At 69.8% G+C, this 17,603-nt stretch carries 12 protein-coding genes; 1 reads left to right on the top strand and 11 read right to left on the bottom strand.

The features are described from left to right. Nucleotides 1–25: 25 nt before the first annotated feature. Entirely contained in the window at nt 26–181 is a 156-nt protein-coding gene (locus tag ACLKM7_RS18440; protein WP_436448756.1) for a hypothetical protein, read from the bottom strand. On the opposite strand from ACLKM7_RS18440, the gene ACLKM7_RS18435 reads away from it, so the two are divergent. Further along, nucleotides 180–1,751, top strand: a complete 1,572-nt coding sequence (locus tag ACLKM7_RS18435; RefSeq protein WP_436448755.1) for an MFS transporter — start codon at nt 180–182, stop codon at nt 1,749–1,751. The two genes, ACLKM7_RS18440 and ACLKM7_RS18435, sit on opposite strands and share 2 nt — an antisense overlap. On the opposite strand, the gene ACLKM7_RS18430 is transcribed toward ACLKM7_RS18435, so the two are convergent. The 10 genes from ACLKM7_RS18430 to ACLKM7_RS18385 all read right to left on the bottom strand — a co-directional run bounded on the left by ACLKM7_RS18430 (nt 1,748) and on the right by ACLKM7_RS18385 (nt 17,595). Further along, nucleotides 1,748–3,142, bottom strand: coding sequence for a glycosyltransferase (locus ACLKM7_RS18430; protein ID WP_436448754.1), 1,395 nt, complete (start codon nt 3,140–3,142; stop codon nt 1,748–1,750). The two genes, ACLKM7_RS18435 and ACLKM7_RS18430, sit on opposite strands and share 4 nt — an antisense overlap. Nucleotides 3,143–3,274: 132 nt before the next feature. After that, nucleotides 3,275–4,858, bottom strand: a complete 1,584-nt coding sequence (gene guaA / locus ACLKM7_RS18425; protein WP_436448753.1) for a glutamine-hydrolyzing GMP synthase — start codon at nt 4,856–4,858, stop codon at nt 3,275–3,277. After that, on the bottom strand, nt 4,855–5,400 hold the full coding sequence (locus ACLKM7_RS18420; RefSeq protein ID WP_436448752.1) for a DUF3817 domain-containing protein: 546 nt from the start codon (nt 5,398–5,400) through the stop codon (nt 4,855–4,857). Before ACLKM7_RS18420 ends, guaA begins: the two co-directional genes overlap by 4 nt. A gap of 106 nt (nt 5,401–5,506) precedes the next feature. Next, nucleotides 5,507–9,688 (bottom strand): metallophosphoesterase, encoded by a 4,182-nt coding sequence (locus ACLKM7_RS18415; RefSeq protein ID WP_436448751.1) that lies wholly within the window; start codon nt 9,686–9,688, stop codon nt 5,507–5,509. A gap of 3 nt (nt 9,689–9,691) precedes the next feature. Next, entirely contained in the window at nt 9,692–11,650 is a 1,959-nt protein-coding gene (locus ACLKM7_RS18410; protein ID WP_436448750.1) for a fibronectin type III domain-containing protein, read from the bottom strand. 292 nt (nt 11,651–11,942) lie between these two features. Then, a complete protein-coding gene (locus ACLKM7_RS18405; RefSeq protein ID WP_436448869.1) occupies nt 11,943–12,734 on the bottom strand; it encodes an SURF1 family protein in 792 nt (263 codons plus the stop codon). An 80-nt stretch (nt 12,735–12,814) separates the two neighbouring features. Then, a complete protein-coding gene (locus ACLKM7_RS18400) occupies nt 12,815–13,933 on the bottom strand; it encodes a GuaB3 family IMP dehydrogenase-related protein (protein ID WP_436448868.1) in 1,119 nt (372 codons plus the stop codon). Nucleotides 13,934–14,182: 249 nt separating this feature from the next. Further along, a complete protein-coding gene (locus ACLKM7_RS18395) occupies nt 14,183–15,871 on the bottom strand; it encodes an ABC-F family ATP-binding cassette domain-containing protein (protein WP_436448749.1) in 1,689 nt (562 codons plus the stop codon). Between the two features lie 674 nt (nt 15,872–16,545). Further along, nucleotides 16,546–16,824: a DUF2277 domain-containing protein gene (locus ACLKM7_RS18390; protein ID WP_436448748.1), complete on the bottom strand. Its 279-nt coding sequence runs from the start codon at nt 16,822–16,824 to the stop codon at nt 16,546–16,548. A 129-nt stretch (nt 16,825–16,953) separates the two neighbouring features. Next, the gene (locus ACLKM7_RS18385; protein WP_436448747.1) at nt 16,954–17,595 is read right to left on the bottom strand and encodes a TetR/AcrR family transcriptional regulator; all 642 of its coding nucleotides are present in this window, start codon (nt 17,593–17,595) and stop codon (nt 16,954–16,956) included. Nucleotides 17,596–17,603: the final 8 nt, after the last annotated feature.

Here is a 17,603-nt window from a genome sequence, read left to right as displayed (position 1 = left end):
GGGCCCGGGAGTGCGGTCGTGACCTTCACCGCCGCGTCGACTCGGGCGACGCGATCGTGAGCGCCTCGAGCGCCCGCCGCTCGCCTGCGCCACGTCCGAGCGCCCGCCGCTCGCCTGCGCCACGTCCGGGCGCCGGCCGCTCGGCGCCCGCGCCCAACCTGGCGATGGTGATCGTCGCCATGACGATCGGCAACGCGATCATCCTGGTGAGCCAGACCGCGATTCCGTTGGCCCTGCCCTCGGTGATGGAAGAGCTGCAGGTGGGATCGTCCGCGTCGCAATGGGTGCTGACGGCGGGCCTTCTGCCACTGGCAGGCTTCCTCGTTCTCGGGGGTCGGCTGGCCGACCTGTTCGGGCTGCGGCGCGTGTTCGTCCTCGGCACTACCATCTTCGCGCTCGCATCACTCGGAGCCGGACTCGCGCCGACCTTCGAGCTGCTGGTGGTGGCGCGAGCGGTGCAGGGGGTCGGCGGCGCCCTCCTGCTGCCGACGTCGGTGGCGATCGTCTCGTCGGTCGCCGGCGCGAAGCAGGCCGGACGAGCGCTGGGAGCCCTCGGCGGTGCAGCGGCTGTGGCCGGGGCATGCGGCCCGATCATCGGCGGCGCACTCACAAGCGCGTTCGGGTGGCGGGCTGTCATGCTCGTCAACGTCCCGCTCGCCGTCTTCGCGCTGGTCATGTCGCTCCTGGTCGTGCCGAGGGATCCCCGGTCTGCAGAACGGCCCCGCGTGGACCTCCTGGGTGCGGCGCTGCTGTGCATCGCCCTGGTCGGCGTCGTGTTCGGCATGACGCAGTCCCAGGTGTGGGGCTGGACCTCGCCCGGGGTGTACCTGCCGATCGCGGCGGCGGTCGCGGCAGGGGTGGCCTTCTTCGTGGTCGAGCGTCGCATCCGCGATCCGCTGATGAATTTCGCTTTGCTGCGCAGACACAGGGACTATGCCGGAGCGACCATCAGCCAGGGCCTGGGCGGCATGCTCGAGATGGGCCTCGGGATCGTCTTTCCCTTGGTGCTCATCCTCAGCATCGGCCTCGACCCCGTCATGGCAGGTCTCGCCCTCCTTCCGACGACGCTGCCGATGGTCATCGTCGCCCCGCTTGCCGGTCGGTGGTACGACAGGTCGGGCGGCCGGACTCCGCTCGTCGTCGGTTTCGCTCTTCTTGCCCTCTCCGCGATCGCGCTGATGTTCGGTGTGTGGGCCGGCGGGCTCGGGCCGCTCATTCCGGGGCTGTTCCTTTACGGCGTGGGCCTCGCGATCGTCCTGACCGTGAACGACCCGGTGTCGCTGGATTCCGTTCCGAAGCAGTACCACGGCGAGGTGTCGGGGGTCTCGGCGACGGCAGAGCAGTTCGGCGGCGCGCTCGGGATCTCGCTGCTCTTCGTCGTGCTGCAGACCTCGTACGTCGCCCGCCTGCATGCGCTCGTCGATGAATCGTCTCTGTCGGATCTCAGCAGTGAGCAGTACGCGCAGTTCCACAAGGCGATGGACCAGGCCGAGCAGACGGGGCTGAACTTCCAGAGCTTCGATCCGAGCTTCCAGCCCTACCTTCAGACGGCCTACGACGCCGGTACCTTCGGCTACGTCATCACCTTCGCGGCCACCGCACTCATCGCCGTACTCGGCGTCATCTCGTCGCTGCTGCTCGTTCGCAGGTCGCGCGCCGAGGCTCCGACCGACATGTCCTCACCCGAGTCGGTCTTCGCCGCGAGCGTGACGGTCGGCAGCGGCCAGTCGCGGCGTCGATCCGTCGGCTAGACCCGGCGCGAGGGCGCCGCGAGCACGTCGCGCACGGCCTGCGCGAGCGCCTCGGTGACGCGGTCGGGGTCGACGCGTCGGGCCATCTGCGCGGCCTCGCGGGCGAGGCGCGCGTGCTCGTCGGGGTCGTCGACCACGCGGACGATCGCCGCCGCGAGCGCGTCGATGTCGCCGTCGGGCACGAGCACGCCGCCGCCGTTCGCGAGGTGATCGCGTGGCCCGTAACGCACGTCGTACGCCACGACGGGGCATCCGTGCACCATCGCCTCGACGATCGCGAGCGCTTGGCCTTCGAACGCGGAGGTGGTGAGGAACGCGGATGCTTCATCCAGCACGCGTCCCGGATCGTCCGTGATGCCCCGCAGCACGACATGCGCGCCGAGACCCAGCTCGTCGATCAGCTGCTGCAGGCGGTCGTGCTCGACACCTCCGCCGTAGATGTCGAGCGTCGCGTGAGGCACCGAGGCCAGCACGGACCGGAAGGCGCGGATGGCGTGGTCGACGCGTTTTCCGGGCGCCAGGCGATTGAGCATGACGACACGGCCCCGGTCGCGCTCCGAACCGGGCACGACCGAGGAGGCCGCGGGCACGCCGGCCGGGATCACGAGATGCACGCCCTCGTCGCCGAACCGCTCGACCACGTCGGTGCGCTGCGACTGGCTCAGCCACAGCACGGCATCGAAGCGCTCCGCCATGCTGAACCAACGGTCCCACAGGGCGTTGACGGGCGCATCGGGCGTGTAGGGCGGCTCGAGGTGGATCGTGTGGATCGAGTGGATCAGCCGCACGCCCGGGTCGCTCCAGCCGGCGATGAGCTCGCCGAGCTGCCGCGACTCGCAGATCACGACGACCGGCTTCTCGCCGCCCGTCGCCCGCAACTGCGCAACGACGTGCTCGAGCCACGCGCGGTACAGCTCCCCGAACCCGGTCAGCACGCCGATCACGGCACCGTCTGGTCCGTACACCGCGACCGGCGCCGTGGTGATGTGCCAATCGGGATCGCCGTGGATCACCGGGATGCCGACCAAGGGACGCCCTTCGGCGTCGTCGACGCGGCGGTACTCCAGGGCGGGGTCGGGCTCGCCAGGCCGCGCTGCGGTGCGCAGCCAATCAGCGGCTCCGCCGCGGGGATCGGATGCCTCGTCGAACAGGTTGCGCATGCGCTCGGAGTCGACGATCAGGTCGCGCGCGTCGAATGCCCGCCGGTGCTGCGCGTGGGCGGCCGCGGTGCCGGGGTCGAACGTCAGGATGAGCGGGCCGCGTCCCTCGTGCACGCCGGCGGCGGCCATCTGCCGCGCCCGGGCGAGGACCGCAAGCCCGTACCCGCCGTCGTGATCGGGAATGAGCCTGCTCGAGAGGATCAGGTACTCGGCATCCGGAAACTGCGTCACGGTCCTATCCTCCCCCACCCTCCGGTGCACCGCCCGCGCTACCCCGCGGGCGCACCCGCGCGCCGCTCGCGGCGACCGCGCGGGAGAGACGACGGATGCCGCGGACATGAGTCCGCGGCATCCGTCAGGTCGTCATTCCCACTCGATGGTGCCCGGGGGCTTCGAGGTCACGTCGAGCACGACGCGGTTGACCTCGCGCACCTCGTTGGTGATGCGGTTCGAGATCTTCGACAGCACGTCGTAGGGCAGGCGGGTCCAGTCGGCTGTCATCGCATCTTCGGACGAGACCGGGCGGAGCACGATGGGGTGCCCGTAGGTGCGGCCGTCGCCCTGCACGCCCACCGAGCGGACGTCGGCGAGCAGCACGACCGGGCACTGCCAGATCTCGTTGTCGAGCCCCGCCCGGGTCAGCTCTTCGCGCGCGATGGCGTCGGCGTCACGCAGAATCTCGAGGCGGTCAGCGGTGACCTCACCGACGATCCGGATGCCGAGGCCGGGGCCCGGAAAGGGCTGGCGGCCCACGATCCCTTCCGGCAGGCCGAGCTCGCGGCCGATCGCGCGCACCTCGTCCTTGAAGAGGGTGCGCAACGGCTCGACGAGCTCGAACTGCAGGTCTTCGGGCAGGCCGCCGACGTTGTGGTGCGACTTGATGTTCGCGGTGCCCGCGCCGCCGCCGGACTCGACGACATCGGGATACAGCGTGCCCTGCACGAGGAAGCGGATGGGCTCACCGTCGGCCTCGGCCTCGGCGATCAGCGCCTTCTCTGCTTCTTCGAACGTGCGGATGAATTCGCGTCCGATGATCTTGCGCTTCTGCTCGGGGTCGCTCACGCCGGCGAGCGCGGTGAGGAACCGCTCGCGCGCATCGATCGTGATGAGCCGCACGCCGGTCGAGGCGACATAGTCCTGCTCGACCTGCTCGCGCTCGCCCTTTCGCAGCAGTCCGTGGTCGACGAAGATCGCGGTCAGCTGGTCGCCGACGGCCTTGTGCACGAGCGCCGTCGAAACGGCCGAGTCGACGCCGCCCGACAGTGCCGAGATCACCCGGCCCGACCCGATCTGGGCCTGGATGCGCTCGACCTGCTCGGCGATGACGTTGCCGCTGTTCCAGTCCGCAGGAAGACCGGCGGCCTTGTGCAGGAAGTTCTCGAGCACGTTCTGGCCGTAGTCGGTGTGCTTGACCTCGGGATGCCACTGCACGCCGTAGAGGCGGCGCTCATCGCTCGCGAAGGCGGCCACGCGGGTCGCCGACGTCGAGGCGAGCACGTCGAAGCCCTCGGGTGCCCGCGACACCTGGTCGCCGTGGCTCATCCACACGTTCTGCTCGGCCGGCTGGCCGCCCAGGAGCACGCCGCCGTCACCCGTGACCGCGGCATCCGTCGCTCCGTACTCCCGGAGTCCCGTGTGCGCGACCTCGCCGCCCAGCTGCTGCGCCATCACCTGGAAGCCGTAGCAGATGCCGAGTGTCGGGACGCCGAGCTCGAGCACCCCGGTGTCGAGCTGCGGGGCGCCCTCTTCGTAGACCGACGAGGGTCCGCCCGAGAGGATGATGCCGACGGGGCTCTTCGCCGCGATCTCGGCGGCCGTCGCGGTGTGCGGCACGATCTCGCTGTACACGCCCGCCTCGCGCACGCGCCGGGCGATCAGCTGCGCGTACTGCGCACCGAAGTCGACGACGAGGACGGGGCGCTGGGATGTCTCGGTCTGCTGTGTCAACGCAGGTTCTCCGTCGGGATCGTTTGGGTGAGGGAAGAGTGATCGGCTCGCGTGTGCAGTTCTTCGTCCTCACGGCGCCGGAGGTAGGCCCTCACCTCGCGGGCGACGCGCGCCTCCATGAAGAACGACAGGAACGGCACGATGCCGCCGAGCGCGAGCATGATGAAGCGACCGAACGGCCACCGCATGAGGCTCCACACGCGGAAGCACGAGAAGAGGTACACGACGTAGAACCAGCCGTGCGCCACGAGGATGAACAGCGAGATGTTGAAGCCGTCGCCGACGGACGTCATCTCGCACGCGTTCGTCATGGGTGCGAACAGCGACCACCACTGGCAGTCCGGGCCCGCGATGACAGGTGCGAACCAGAGCAGACCGCCCGAGCCGCCGGCGAAGAGCTCGACATGGATGGGCGTGTACTTGAGGATCATCTCGGCGAGCAGCAGAAGCAGCATCGTGCCGGTGATGATCGAGCAGATCTGGTAGAACTTCAGGGCTCCGCGGATCGCCGGAAAAGAAGCGAGCTTGGGGGCGCGGGGCATGGCGTCCAGTCTACCCGCGGGATTCTGCGGCGCCGTTCGACGACGGGTGCCGCATCCACGCACGTCGCCCCCGTCCTGGCAGGACGAGGGCGACGTGTGAAGGCGATCAGTCCGCGGTCGGCAGCGTCACCTCGATCAGCCCGGCCGGGTAGCGGTCGCGTGCCGACACGAACAGTAGGTCGCGCTCGGTATCGATCGACACTCCATAGACCTTGTTGCCGTAGGCGTGGGCGCTCAGCCGCTGCACGAGCGACAGATCCGAGGCCTGGTAGATCGTCGCACCGGACTGCTCGAAGAGCGTGTTCTGGTTGCCGACGATGACCAGCCCGGCCTCAGCGTCGACGTCGATGGACCGGAAGTCGGCCTCGGCGGTCTCGAGGGTGGCGACGAGCGAGTAATCCACACCGCTGTAGACGCGGATTCCTTGCGTCGACCCCGCGGTGTCGCTGTTGCTCACGTAGATGAGGTCGTTCACCTCGTCGTACGCGACGCCGTGCGTGCGCCAGGGACCGCCGTCCGCCGGCCCCTCGACGAGACGGATGAGCTCACCCGACTCGGCGTTGCGGACGTCGAAGCCGGTGCCGCGGAGGCCGCCGAACACGCGACCGCCCGCGAAGTCGACATCCATCCCGCGCACGCCGCCCGAGAAGGCGAAGGGTCCTGCGACCTTCGCGCCGGTCTCGGCATCCATGATCACCCAGTTGCCGCCGAACGCGACGGTGAGGTTGCCCGTCTCCGTGTCGAAGGCGATATCGCGCAGGCCGTCCTCGACCGGATCGAGAGTCGGAGCACTGAGGGTGCGCACGATCGTGTCGGTCTCAGGGTCGATCACATGCACCCGCGCCGGACGCATCTCATCCGCGAGGTAGACGAGGCCGGTGGCCGGGTCGACCGCGGAGCCGACGGGACGGATCTCATCGGCGCCCTCGGCCGTCTCTGTCGGGATCGCCGTGAGAGCGGTGGCCGTGTAGGGCTCCGGGCCAGGATCCGTCGGATCCGTGGGATCCGTGGGATCGGTCGGGTCCGTGGGATCGGTCGGGTCCGTGGGATCGGTCGGGTCCGTCGGATCCTCCGTCGCGGTGCGGATGCTGACCGTGACGGCCCTCGGCTCGAGCTCCTCGCCCGGAGGGTTCAGGCGGAAGTCGCGGTTGGCGACGAAGACGCGCTGTTGTTCTTCGTCGACGGCGATGCCGTAGCCGTCGCGACCGAACTCGGGACCCACGTTGTCGACGTGCAACGCGCCCGTCTCCAGGTCGTGCACGGAGAAGCCGCCGCCGGTTGCGCCGCTGCCGGTGTACCCGATGTAGAGGAGTCCGCGCCCGGAGTCGATGTCGAGCTGACGCGCATCCGGGCGAACGGCCGCCTCCCACATCTTGGCGAAGTCGTTCGCGGCGTCGAACGCCTGAATGCCGGGGTTGCCCTCGACATCGGTGAACGACGTGGTCACGATCCAGCCGGTCGCCGGGTCGGCGGCGACGTAATAGGCATCTGCAGTCCCGTTGATCACGCCGAGCGACTCGCCCGTCGAGGCGCGGAACACCTCGACACCCCGGGCTGGCACCGCGACGTAGACGAAGTCGTTCACCGGGTCGACATCGATCGATCGGTTGGACTCGATGATCGGGTACGACCCGCGAACCACCTGGCCGAAGTCCGCGTCGGCGATCGATACCACCACCCAATTGCGGTTCTGCTGACCCACGTAGAGCAGCTGCTTCTCTTCGTCGATGCCGAGATCGCGGATGTTCTCGGGCAACGTCATCTCACGCAGCACCTCATCCGTGTCGGGGTCGATCTCGAAGACCTTCCGGCTGTTCTGGTCGCCCAGGTACAGCACGTCGCGCGTCTGGTCATAGGCGACGCCCGCGGGCAACGCCGCGGTGTGCTCGCCACCGACGCTGTTGGGCATCACCGAGCTGAGGTGTCCCAGCTGTTCGTAGGCGAACGGCTCGCTCGGATCCGTCGGCTCCTCCGGCTCGATGCGCGTGCTCTCGGTCACCGCGAAGGGCTCGAGCTCCTCGCCGGGCGGGTTCAGGCGGAAGTCGCGGTTCGCGACGAACACTCGCTGGCGCTCCTCGTCGACCGTGATTCCATAGCCGTCCTTGCCGAACTGCGGACCGACCTTGTCGACCAGCAGCTCGCCGCTGGCGAGACTGTGCACCGAGAAGCCGCCGCGATCGGCGGACGTGCCGGTGTAGCCCACGTACAGCAGACCGCTCTCCGAGTCGATGTCGACCTGACGCGCGCCCGCGCGCACTTCCTTCTCCCACTTCAGGGCGAAGCCGTTCACGGCGTCGAAGGCCTGCACATCGGGGGTGCCCGCCACGCCCTGGAACTTGGTGGTGACGACCCATCCCGTGGCCGAGTCGGCGGCCACGTAGTAGGCGTCGGCAGTGCCGTTGATCACACCGAGGGACTCACCGGTCGAGGCACGGAACACCTCCACACCGCGTGCCGGCACGGCGACGTACACGAAGTCGTTGACGGGGTCGACATCCATCGAGCGCTGTGACTCGATGATCGCGTACGGCCCCCGCTTGATCGCACCGAAGTCGGCGTCGGCGATCGAGACGACCAGCCAGTTTCGGTTCTGCTGACCCACGTAGAGCAGCTCGTTCTCCTCATCGATGCCGAGATCGCGGATGTTCTCGGGCAATGTGATCGTGCGCAGCACCTCGTCGGTGTCGGGGTCGATCTCGAAGACCTTCCGGCCGTTCTGGTCGCCGAGGTACAGCACGTCACGCGCCTGGTGGTACGCGACGCCCGCCGGCAATGCCGCGGTGTGCTCGCCGCCGATGCTGTTGGGCATCACGGCGCCCAGCTGAGCGGTCTGCTCGTAGTCGAATTCGCCGGCGGGCTCCTCGGGATCCGTCGGGTCTGTCGGGTCGGGTCCATCCGGGTCGCAGCCGAGGCACGGCGCCGGGGTGCCCGGGTCGATCACCTGCGGCTCGACGCCGTCGACGACGAGCTTCTGGCCGTCCTGCTTGGTGATCGTGAAGCCGTCCAGGAACGCACCGTCCGCGGTGCGCGCCTCGAAGCGGAGCGTTCCGGACGAGACGTCGATGACCTGGTACGTCTGCATGCCGGCCACGAGGCGGCGCAGGTGGGCGTCATTCTCGTTCCAGTGGCGAGGACCCGCGTCATAGAACTTCGAACCGACGCTGGCGGTCACGTACACGGTTCCGGTGTGGCTCAGCTCGGGATCTGCGCCCTCGGGCAGCTCGGTCTCGTTCGCGAGGAGGTTTCCCCGGCCGTACGCATGGTCATGCCCGTTCAGCACGAGGTCGACCCCGTGCTCCTCGAGGATCGGACCCCACGCCTGGCGGATGCCGAGATTGTTGCGCCCCTCGTCGAGGGAGTAGACGGGATGGTGGAAGTACACCACCGTCCATTGCTGGGGGTTGTCGGCGAGGACACTCTCGAGCCACTCCGCCTGGACGCTCAGACCCTCGGTGTCGACGATGTTGCTGTTGAGCGAGATGAACCGGACGCCCTTGTGGTCGGTGAAGTACACCGTGCCCTCGAGCTCGTCGTAGACGCCGCCCTCACCCTCGGGGCCGTTGGCCGGGTACGAGAACTGGTTCCGCCACTGCTCCGAAAGTCCCCCCTCGTACTCGTGGTTTCCAGGCGTGGTCAAGATGTTCTGCGTGCCGAGCGTGTATGAGAAGGCGTCGTAGAGCTCGCCCCACTGCTCGTCGGACTCGGCGTCGTTGACCAGGTCGCCGATCTGCAGAACCAGGTCGGCGTTGGGACGGTCGCGGAACGCGTTGCGGACGACCCGCGACGCGTCGGACGAGATGCCGTTCTGGATGTCGCCGAGATACACGAACGAGAAGCGGTCGGCATCCGTCGAGGCGGTCTCGAAGTCCTGCCATTCGCTGAAGTTCGTGCCGTCGCCGACACGGTACATGTACGCGACGCCGGGCTGCAGCCCGGAGAGGGTCGCCGTGTGCACCGACTGGGAGTAGCCCAGGTCTGTCGTCTGCTCGGAGCGCTCCTGCGCGAGGAGCTGCTGCACGCCGCCGGGATAGGACTGCGCCGTCAGCGTGCGGTACTCGACGATGCCGTCGACGACATCCGTCGAGGTGCGCCACGCGATGACCTGCTGCGTGGTGGGATCGGCGCCGGGAGTGAGGGTGATGCGGTCGGGAACGCGCGCGGCTGCGTAGCGTTCCGCCGCGGGGACGGATGCCGCGTGCGCGGGTGCTGCGACGAGCATGCCCGCCGCGATCACGCCCAGGGCGAGGCCGCCGGCGATCAGCCGTCGGGGTGTGCGGAGACGAGCCATGGCTCAGGACGCCTTTCGGTTGCGGAGAAGAGTGCGGGTGATCAGTGCGGTGCCACCGGCGGCGAGCAGCGTGCCGACCGCGATGATCCCGATGGGCAGCTCGCCGCCAGTCGCCGGAAGCAGCGCGCCGGCGCCGGTTCCGGCGGCGGGACGGGTCACGATGATGTCGGCCGACACCGTGCGGTCGGACTCGAGACCGCGCAGTACGATCGAGTGCTCGCCGGGCTGCGTGTCCTGCGGGATGGTCACGGCCGCCGTGATGGCGCCGGCGTCGCTCGCGGTCGAGAGCGCCAGTGTGACCGGCGTCGAGTGCAACTCGATCGAGACGCGCTCACCGCCCAGGAAGCCGGTCGCTGAGACGTCCAGCGAACCACCAGGTGCGACGGTGTTGTCGCTGAGCGTGACCGTCGGCTGTTCGGCGCCCGGATCGGTCGGGTCCGTCGGGTCCGTCGGGTCCGTCGGGTCCGTCGGATCGGTCGGGTCCGTGGGATCGGTCGGGTCCGTGGGATCGGTCGGGTCCGTGGGATCGGTCGGGTCGGTCGGGAGCGGCGGCGGGGCTACGCCCTCGCGGCTGGAGCCCGGGCCGCCCGCCCACAGTTCGTCGTCGGAGACGATCTTGGTCCCGTCGTCCTCTTTCGTGATGGTGAACGCGTCGAACAGGGCCCCGTCGACAGTGCGCGCCTCGACATGCATGCGACCGTCTTCGGTCACGTCCACCGTCTGGAACAGCTGCACGTCACGGCCAACGACTCGCAGGTTGGCGCCGTTGCGCGTCCAGTTGTTGTCGCCCTCGGGGTCGGGAACGTACATCTTGGGGCCGGCGACGCTGACGAGATAGACGGGACCTGTGTGGCTGGTCGAGGCATCCGCTCCCGCAGGGAGGTTTTCCTCGTTGGACACGAGGTTTCCTCTTCCATAGGCGTGGTCGTGGCCCTGGACGACGAGGTCGACGTCGTACTCCTCGAACAGCGGCAACCACGCCTCTCGAAGGGCGGCGTTGTCCCTGCCGCTGGTGACCGAGAACACCGGGTGGTGGAAGCTCACGACGCTCCACGGGTTGGGGTTCTCAGCGAGCACCTGCTCGAGCCACGCCGTCTGCGCCTCACGCGACGCAGCGCCCATGGCCTGCGTGCTGTCGAGGCTGATGAAGCGGACGCCCTGGTAGTCGGTGTAGTACACCGTCTCGGCGAGCGTCTCCTGGCCCGAGGGGCCGTTGAGCGGGTATTCGAACTGCGCACCCCAGTGCCGGGCCAGATCGGGTCCCGGGTAGTACTCGTGGTTGCCCGTGGACGCGATGACATTGAGGTACTGGTTCGAGAAGGCGGCTGCCTCGTGCCACTCGCCCCACTCGGCATCGCTGCTCTCGGTGTCGATAAGGTCCCCCGCGTGCACCACGGCCCGTGCGTAGGGTCGCGCTTCGAACGCTGCGCGGAACGTGCGGGACGTGTACGCCTTGTTGTCGTTCTGCGCGTCACCCTGCACCAGGAAGCTGAAGCCGCCGACCTCGTCTGCGGCGGTGGTGAACTCGAGCCACTCGCTCCAGGTTTCACCGTCTCCGACCCGGTACACGTACGTGGTGCCGGGCTCGAGGGCCTCGATCGTCGCGGAGTGGTGCGCCACGGCGTAGCCGAGGTCGGCGTCGAACTCGGCGGTCGACGTGGCGGCCAGTGTCTGCGCACCGGTGACCAGGCTCGGTCCGCTGAGCGCCCACTGCACCTGTGGGGCGCTGACGGCGTCCGAGGTGCGCCACGTGACGGACTGGCTTGTCGCGGGCGTGGTGGTGGGCGTCAGGATCACCCGGTCGGGGACGGCCGTCGGCTCGTGGACGGTCGCGGGGTTGACGGCCGGCGGCGCGAGGCCACCGCCGGCTGCGACGGCGACACCTCCGCCGACGGTTGTCAGGCCGACGACGACGGCAAGCGCACCTGCCGTCAGCACGGCGGGATGGGCGAATCGGGGCACGCGAAAACACCTCTCGAGGGAGCCGCTGGATCGGGTGGCGGCTCGGTCAGCGCACAAGGCGCGAGCCGCTCCCATGGCGGCCCGAGGAGAGTCTCTCGACCGGTTCGGGCGTATTCGGCGGCTTCGTCGGATCTTCTTCGATCGTTCATACAGCGGCCGAGAGTTCCCCTGCCCGTCGGGCGCGCGAAGCGGGCACGCCGCCTGCAGTTCGGTGTGGCGTCACTCGCCGTTCATCGAGTTCTGGGCTCAGGGCACGCAGACTCCGGTGGACGCAGTCCAACAAGAGGCGGGCTCAGGATGCCGTCGCCTCGTCGCCAGCAGCGTCATCGAGGTCCTCGAGGTCCTCGACCTCCTTCTCCCACGCATCGCGGGCGAGGCGGTACCAGAGGTAGAACGCGAAGCCGGCGAACACGGCCCACTCCGCGGCGTAGAAGATGTTGAGCCAGTTGACGTTCGAGCTCTCGTCGGGAGCCGGAGACGCGATCGCGGTCAGCCCTCCGAACGGCGCCGACGACGCGAGATACGGGCGGTACACGTCCAGGTCGTCGACGTCGTGCCAGCGTCCCAGCAGTGCGGCGGGCGACATGCGCGTCATGGTCTGCGGATCCGCGCCGGACGGCGGCGGCAGCGGCCCCTCGTCCGAGATGAGGCGGCCACTCACATCCACGAGCACGCGGGGATCGGATGCCTCGGCCTCGAGCCGCTCGATGGCGGCGAGCGCCTCGTCCTCGGTCGCCGCCCAGCCGAGCGCGACGGCGATCGACGTCGGTCGCTCGGGGGTGGTCAGCCGCAGCTGGCCGGTGACCCAATAGCCTTCGACGCCGTCGTTGAACCGCGACTCCACGACGAGGAAGTCGCCGGGCACCCACGACCCCGCGGTCCCGGCTCGCTGCCCGACGAGCGGCTCGGGAAGATACTCGCCCGGCGCCGCGACCTCGTCGAGCGGCCGCACCTGCTCCGTGGCGCCCGGAGGTGGCGGGTCCGTGTCGATCGCGCGGCCCAGCTGCCATTGACCCAGCCACGCGAACACTCCCGCGACGACGAGGCACAGCAGAAGCATCCCGATCCACTGCGGCCGGACCATCACCTCGCGCAGCGTCGGTGGGAAGACCTCCGGATCGGCGGCGGCCGCGCCTGCGGGGTCGGGGTCGGTCACGGCTCGCGTCATCCGGCGGCGTAGGGCGCGACGACGACCTCGACGCGCTGGAACTCCTTGAGGTCGGAGTATCCGGTGGTGGCCATCGACTTGCGCAGCGCCCCGATGAGGTTCGCCGTGCCGTCGGCGACCGGCGCCGGGCCGTACAGGATCTCTTCGAGCGAGGCGACCTGGTCGACCTTCACGCGGCGGCCGCGCGGCAGCTTGGGGTGATGCGCCTCGGGACCCCAGTGGTATCCCTGGCCCGGGGCATCCGTCGCGCGCGCCAGCGCCACGCCGAGCATGACGGCGTCGGCGCCCATCGCGAGCGCCTTGACGATGTCGCCCGAGGTACCCACGCCGCCGTCGGCGATCACGTGGACGTAGCGCCCGCCCGACTCGTCGAGGTAGTCGCGGCGGGCTCCGGCCACGTCGGCGACGGCGGTGGCCATCGGCGCGTGCAGACCGAGCGTGGCGCGAGTGGTGGATGCCGCTCCCCCGCCGAATCCGACGAGCACGCCCGCGGCGCCGGTGCGCATCAGGTGCAGCGCCGCGGTGTAGGTGGCTGCGCCGCCCACGATGACGGGAACGTCGAGGTCGTAGATGAACTTCTTGAGGTTGAGCGGCTGGTCGACGCTCGACACATGCTCGGCCGAGACCGTCGTGCCGCGGATCACGAACAGGTCGACGCCGGCAGCGACGACCGTCTCGTACAGCTCCTGCGTGCGCTGCGGGGTGAGCGCGCCGGCGACGGTGACGCCGGCCGCACGGATCTCGGCGAGACGATCCCGCACGAGCTCGGGCTTGATCGGCTCGGCGTACAGCTCCTGCATGCGACGGGTGGCGGCGGCCTTCTCGAGACCCGAGATCTCGGCCAGCAGCGGCTCCGGGTCTTCGTAGCGGGTCCACAGGCCCTCGAGGTCGAGCACGCCGAGGCCGCCGAGCTGGCCGAGCATGATCGCCGTCCGCGGGCTCACGACCGAGTCCATCGGAGCGCCCAGCACCGGGATGTCGAAGCTGAACGCGTCGATCGTCCACGTCGTGGAGACGTCCTCGGGGTTGCGCGTGCGCCGCGACGGCACCACCGCGATGTCGTCGAACGTGTACGCGCGGCGTGCGCGCTTGGCGCGACCGAGTTCGATGTCCATGCTCACCACCCCAGCCTACCGGGCGGGTTTGTCGCGCCCGCAGCCCGCCTCACCGTCCCGCCCTCCTCCCGCGCCCCGTTCGCCGGATCCGGAAACGGGAGATTCGTCGCGTTTCCGGAGCGCCACGCCGACGCCGCTCCGGAAAGACCGCCGACATCCGATTTCCGGATCCGGCGATCGACCGCACATCTCCCCTACCCACGCCAGGACGAGGGTTCCGGATGCCGGGGCCCCGGCATCCGGAACCGCTCAGCGCGTGCGGGCCACCCGCGCCTCGTCCCATACCGGCGCGTCGGACTCGAAGACGCGGCCGTCGGCGCCGAACACCACGAACCTGTCGAAGGATTTCGCGAGCCAGCGGTCGTGCGTGACGGCGAGCACGGTGCCCTCGAACCGGTTGAGCGCGTCCTGCAGGGCCTCGGCCGAGACCAGGTCGAGGTTGTCGGTGGGCTCGTCGAGCAGCAGCAGCGTCGCCCCCGAGAGCTCGAGCAGCAGGATCTGCAGGCGTGCCTGCTGCCCGCCCGACAGGCTGTCGAAGGTCTGCTCGGCCTGGCCGACGAGGCCGTAACGGTCCAGGGCGGAGCTTGCGGCATCCCTCGGCAATCCTGCTCGGGCGTCTTCACCGCGATGGAGGATGTCGAGCAACGTGCGCCCGGTGAACTCGGGGTGCGTGTGGGTCTGGGCGAACCAGCCCGGCACGACCCGGGCTCCGAGCACGGCGCGGCCGGAGTGGGGCACCGGCTTAAGGGCGGCGCCCGTCGTCGTGACGTGTCCGAGCCGCGCATCGGGGTCGGTGCCGCCGCGGGCCAGCAGCCGCAGGAAGTGCGACTTGCCCGACCCGTTCGAGCCGAGCACCGCGACGCGGTCACCGAACCACACCTCGAGGTCGAACGGCTTCATGAGTCCGGTCAGCTCGAGCTGCTCGGCGACGACGGCGCGCTTGCCCGTGCGGGCGCCCCGGAGCCGGAGCGCGAGATCCTGCTCGGGCGGACGCTCCTGCGGCGGACCGGCCTCTTCGAACTTGCGCAGACGTGTCTGAGCCGCCCGATACCGTGACGTGAACGAGTCGTTCGCGGTCGCCTTGACCTTCAGCGTCGCCACCAGCTCCCTGAGCTTGACGTGCTGCTCGTCCCAGCGCCGCCGCAGCTCGTCGAGCCGCGCCATGCGCTCGTCGCGAGCGCGATGGTACGTGCCGAACCCGCCGCCGTGCACCCATGCCGTGCTGCCCGCGCCGCCGACCTCGAGGGTCGCGATGCGATCCGCGGCCCGCGCCAGCAGCTCGCGATCGTGCGACACCAGCAGCACCGTCTTCGGCGTCTCGCGCAGTCGCTCTTCGAGCCAGCGCTTGCCGGGCACGTCGAGGTAGTTGTCGGGCTCGTCCAGCAGCAGCACCTGGTCGGGTCCGCGCAGCAGTGCCTCGAGCGCCAGCCGCTTCTGCTCGCCGCCCGACAGCGTCGTGAGCTCACGGAACCGTGCTCGAGAGAACGGGATGCCGAGGGCCGCGGTGGTGCACGTGTCCCACACCGTCTCGTACTCGTAGCCGCCGGCCTCGGCGTAGTCGGCGAGCGCGCCCGCGTAGCGCATCTGGGTGTCGAGGTCGTCGTGCTCGATGATCGCGGCTTCGGCGTCCTCGAGCTCGCGCGCCGCGCGACGGACCCGGTCGGGAGCGACCGAGATCAGCAGGTCGTGCACGGTCTGGCCCGCTTCGCCGTGACCGACGAACTGGTCCATGACGCCCAGGCCGCCGTCGATCGAGACGACCCCGCCGTGCGGCGCGATCTCGCCGCGCACGATGCGCAGCAGCGTGGTCTTGCCCGCGCCGTTCTGGCCGATGAGCGCCGTCGTCGAGCCTTCGCCGACGCGGAAGCTCACTTCATCCAGCAGCGGCCGCCCGTCCGGCAGCGCGTACGAGACGGCGGCGATGTCGATGTACCCCACGGTGTTCCTGTCCGCTGCGGCGCCCTTCCGGCGAGCGGGCAGCCGACCAGACTACCCCAGCACCTCTCCCCCACACCTCTCTTGCGAAAACACCAGCCCGTCACGGCGACACGCCGCGCCACGGCATCCCTCCCCGGCGTGTCGGCCGACGGACTGGTGTTTCCGCAACCCGGCGTGGGATGAGAGACGGAAAGGATGCCGCAACCTCAGGCCGCGGCCTACCGGCCAACCTCTCCGGCGAAAACACAGCCCGTCACGGCGACACGCCGCGCCACGGCATCCCTCCCCGGCGTGTCGGCCGACCGACTGGGTGTTTCCGCAACCAAGCGTGTGGGGTGAGGGGCGGAAAAGGGATGCCGCAAACTCAGGCGGCCGCCTACCGGCGCACCCCTCCTGCGAAAACACCAGCCCGTCACGGCGACACGCCGCGCCACGGCATCCCTCCCCGGCGTGTCGGCCGACCGACTGGTGTTTCCGCAACCCGGCGTGGGATGAGAGACGGAAAGGGGGTGCCGCAAATTCAGGCGGCCGCCTACCGGCGCACCCCTCCGGCGAAAACACCAGCCCGTCACGGCGACACGCCGCGCCACGGCATCCGTCCCCGGCGTGTCGGCCGACGGACTGGTGTTTTCGCAACCAGGCGCGGGCGAGAGGCGGAAAGGGATGCCGCAAACTCAGGCGGCGGCGTACCGGCCCGACTTGATCGCGCGCTCGCGCGCCTTGGCCGCCTCTTCCTCGCGGTTCTTCGGCGGCGTCACCGCGACGAGGTCGTCGAGCAGGTGCTGCGTGATGTGGGAGATCTCGTGCACCGCGCGGTCGAACGCCTCCTGGTTCGCCTTCGACGGCTTCGTCGTGCCCGCGATCTTGCGGACGTACTGCAGCGCGGCGGCGTGGACCTCTTCGGAGGATGCCGCGGGCTCGAAGTTGTGGAGGGTGTGGATGTTCCGGCACATGTCCCCGACGATACGCCCCCGCTCCGACGGACGGCCAGCCTCCGGCGGCGTCCGCGCCCCCGGGAGGCTCCGCGCGACGCGCCGGCGGCGCGGGAGTGGGCATGGGGACCGCTCCCCCGCCCGAGATGGCTACCAGCGCTCGGTGCCGCGCGGGATGACGTCGAGCACGTGCGGGAGCTCGGTCGGGAAGCACGAGCGGAAGAGCTCGGTGATCTGCGGGTCCGAGCCGTAGTCGTCGACCAGGCGCAGCCCGATCATGGTGCTGATGAGCATGCCCTCGGCCATGAAGGAGCGGGCCTCCTCGGCGTCGAATCCGACCTCGTCGCGGAAGAACCGCCACACCGAGGCGAAGCCCTTGCGCGCGGCCGGGCCGATCATGGGGTGGCTGCCGAGCAGATACGCGTGCGCGAGGGTCTGGTGCAGCCCCCGGACCTCGAGCAGGTTGACGTACGCCTCGCCGATCCGCTTGCCGACCGGCTTGTCGCTGTCGTCACCCTCGGCCAGCGCCGCGCGGAACGCCTCGAGCAGCCTGGCCAGCGCGTCGTCGATCGTCGCGAGGAAGAGGTTCTCCTTCGAGCCGAACAGCCGCACCACGTAGGGCTGGCTGACGCCCGCGGCCCGGGCGACCTCGTCCGTCGTGGCGCCCTCGTACCCTCGCGCGCCGAAGACCATCAGGGCGGCGTGGAGGATCTGACGGCGGCGCTCATCCGACGTCAGGCGGCGCGCCGGATCGGTCGTCTCGTCCACGGCGACGGTGCTGTCGGAACTCATGCCGGAAG

The organism is Microbacterium sp. I2 (assembly GCF_051364985.1).
Classification (GTDB): Bacteria; Actinomycetota; Actinomycetes; order Actinomycetales; family Microbacteriaceae; genus Microbacterium.
The sequence above is the reverse complement of the archived record's forward strand: the minus strand, read 5'-3'. Positions and strand labels throughout refer to the sequence as shown.

Excerpts from the sequence above, each read along its gene's own strand:
- ACLKM7_RS18435 (WP_436448755.1), top strand. The coding sequence starts at position 180 with ATGACGATCGGCAACGCGATCATCCTGGTGAGCCAGACCGCGATTCCG.
- ACLKM7_RS18440 (WP_436448756.1), bottom strand. The coding sequence starts at position 181 with ATGGCGACGATCACCATCGCCAGGTTGGGCGCGGGCGCCGAGCGGCCG.
- ACLKM7_RS18420 (WP_436448752.1), bottom strand. The coding sequence starts at position 5,400 with ATGCCCCGCGCCCCCAAGCTCGCTTCTTTTCCGGCGATCCGCGGAGCC.
- ACLKM7_RS18415 (WP_436448751.1), bottom strand. The coding sequence starts at position 9,688 with ATGGCTCGTCTCCGCACACCCCGACGGCTGATCGCCGGCGGCCTCGCC.
- ACLKM7_RS18405 (WP_436448869.1), bottom strand. The coding sequence starts at position 12,734 with ATGGTCCGGCCGCAGTGGATCGGGATGCTTCTGCTGTGCCTCGTCGTC.
- ACLKM7_RS18400 (WP_436448868.1), bottom strand. The coding sequence starts at position 13,933 with ATGGACATCGAACTCGGTCGCGCCAAGCGCGCACGCCGCGCGTACACG.
- ACLKM7_RS18390 (WP_436448748.1), bottom strand. The coding sequence starts at position 16,824 with ATGTGCCGGAACATCCACACCCTCCACAACTTCGAGCCCGCGGCATCC.
- ACLKM7_RS18385 (WP_436448747.1), bottom strand. The coding sequence starts at position 17,595 with ATGAGTTCCGACAGCACCGTCGCCGTGGACGAGACGACCGATCCGGCG.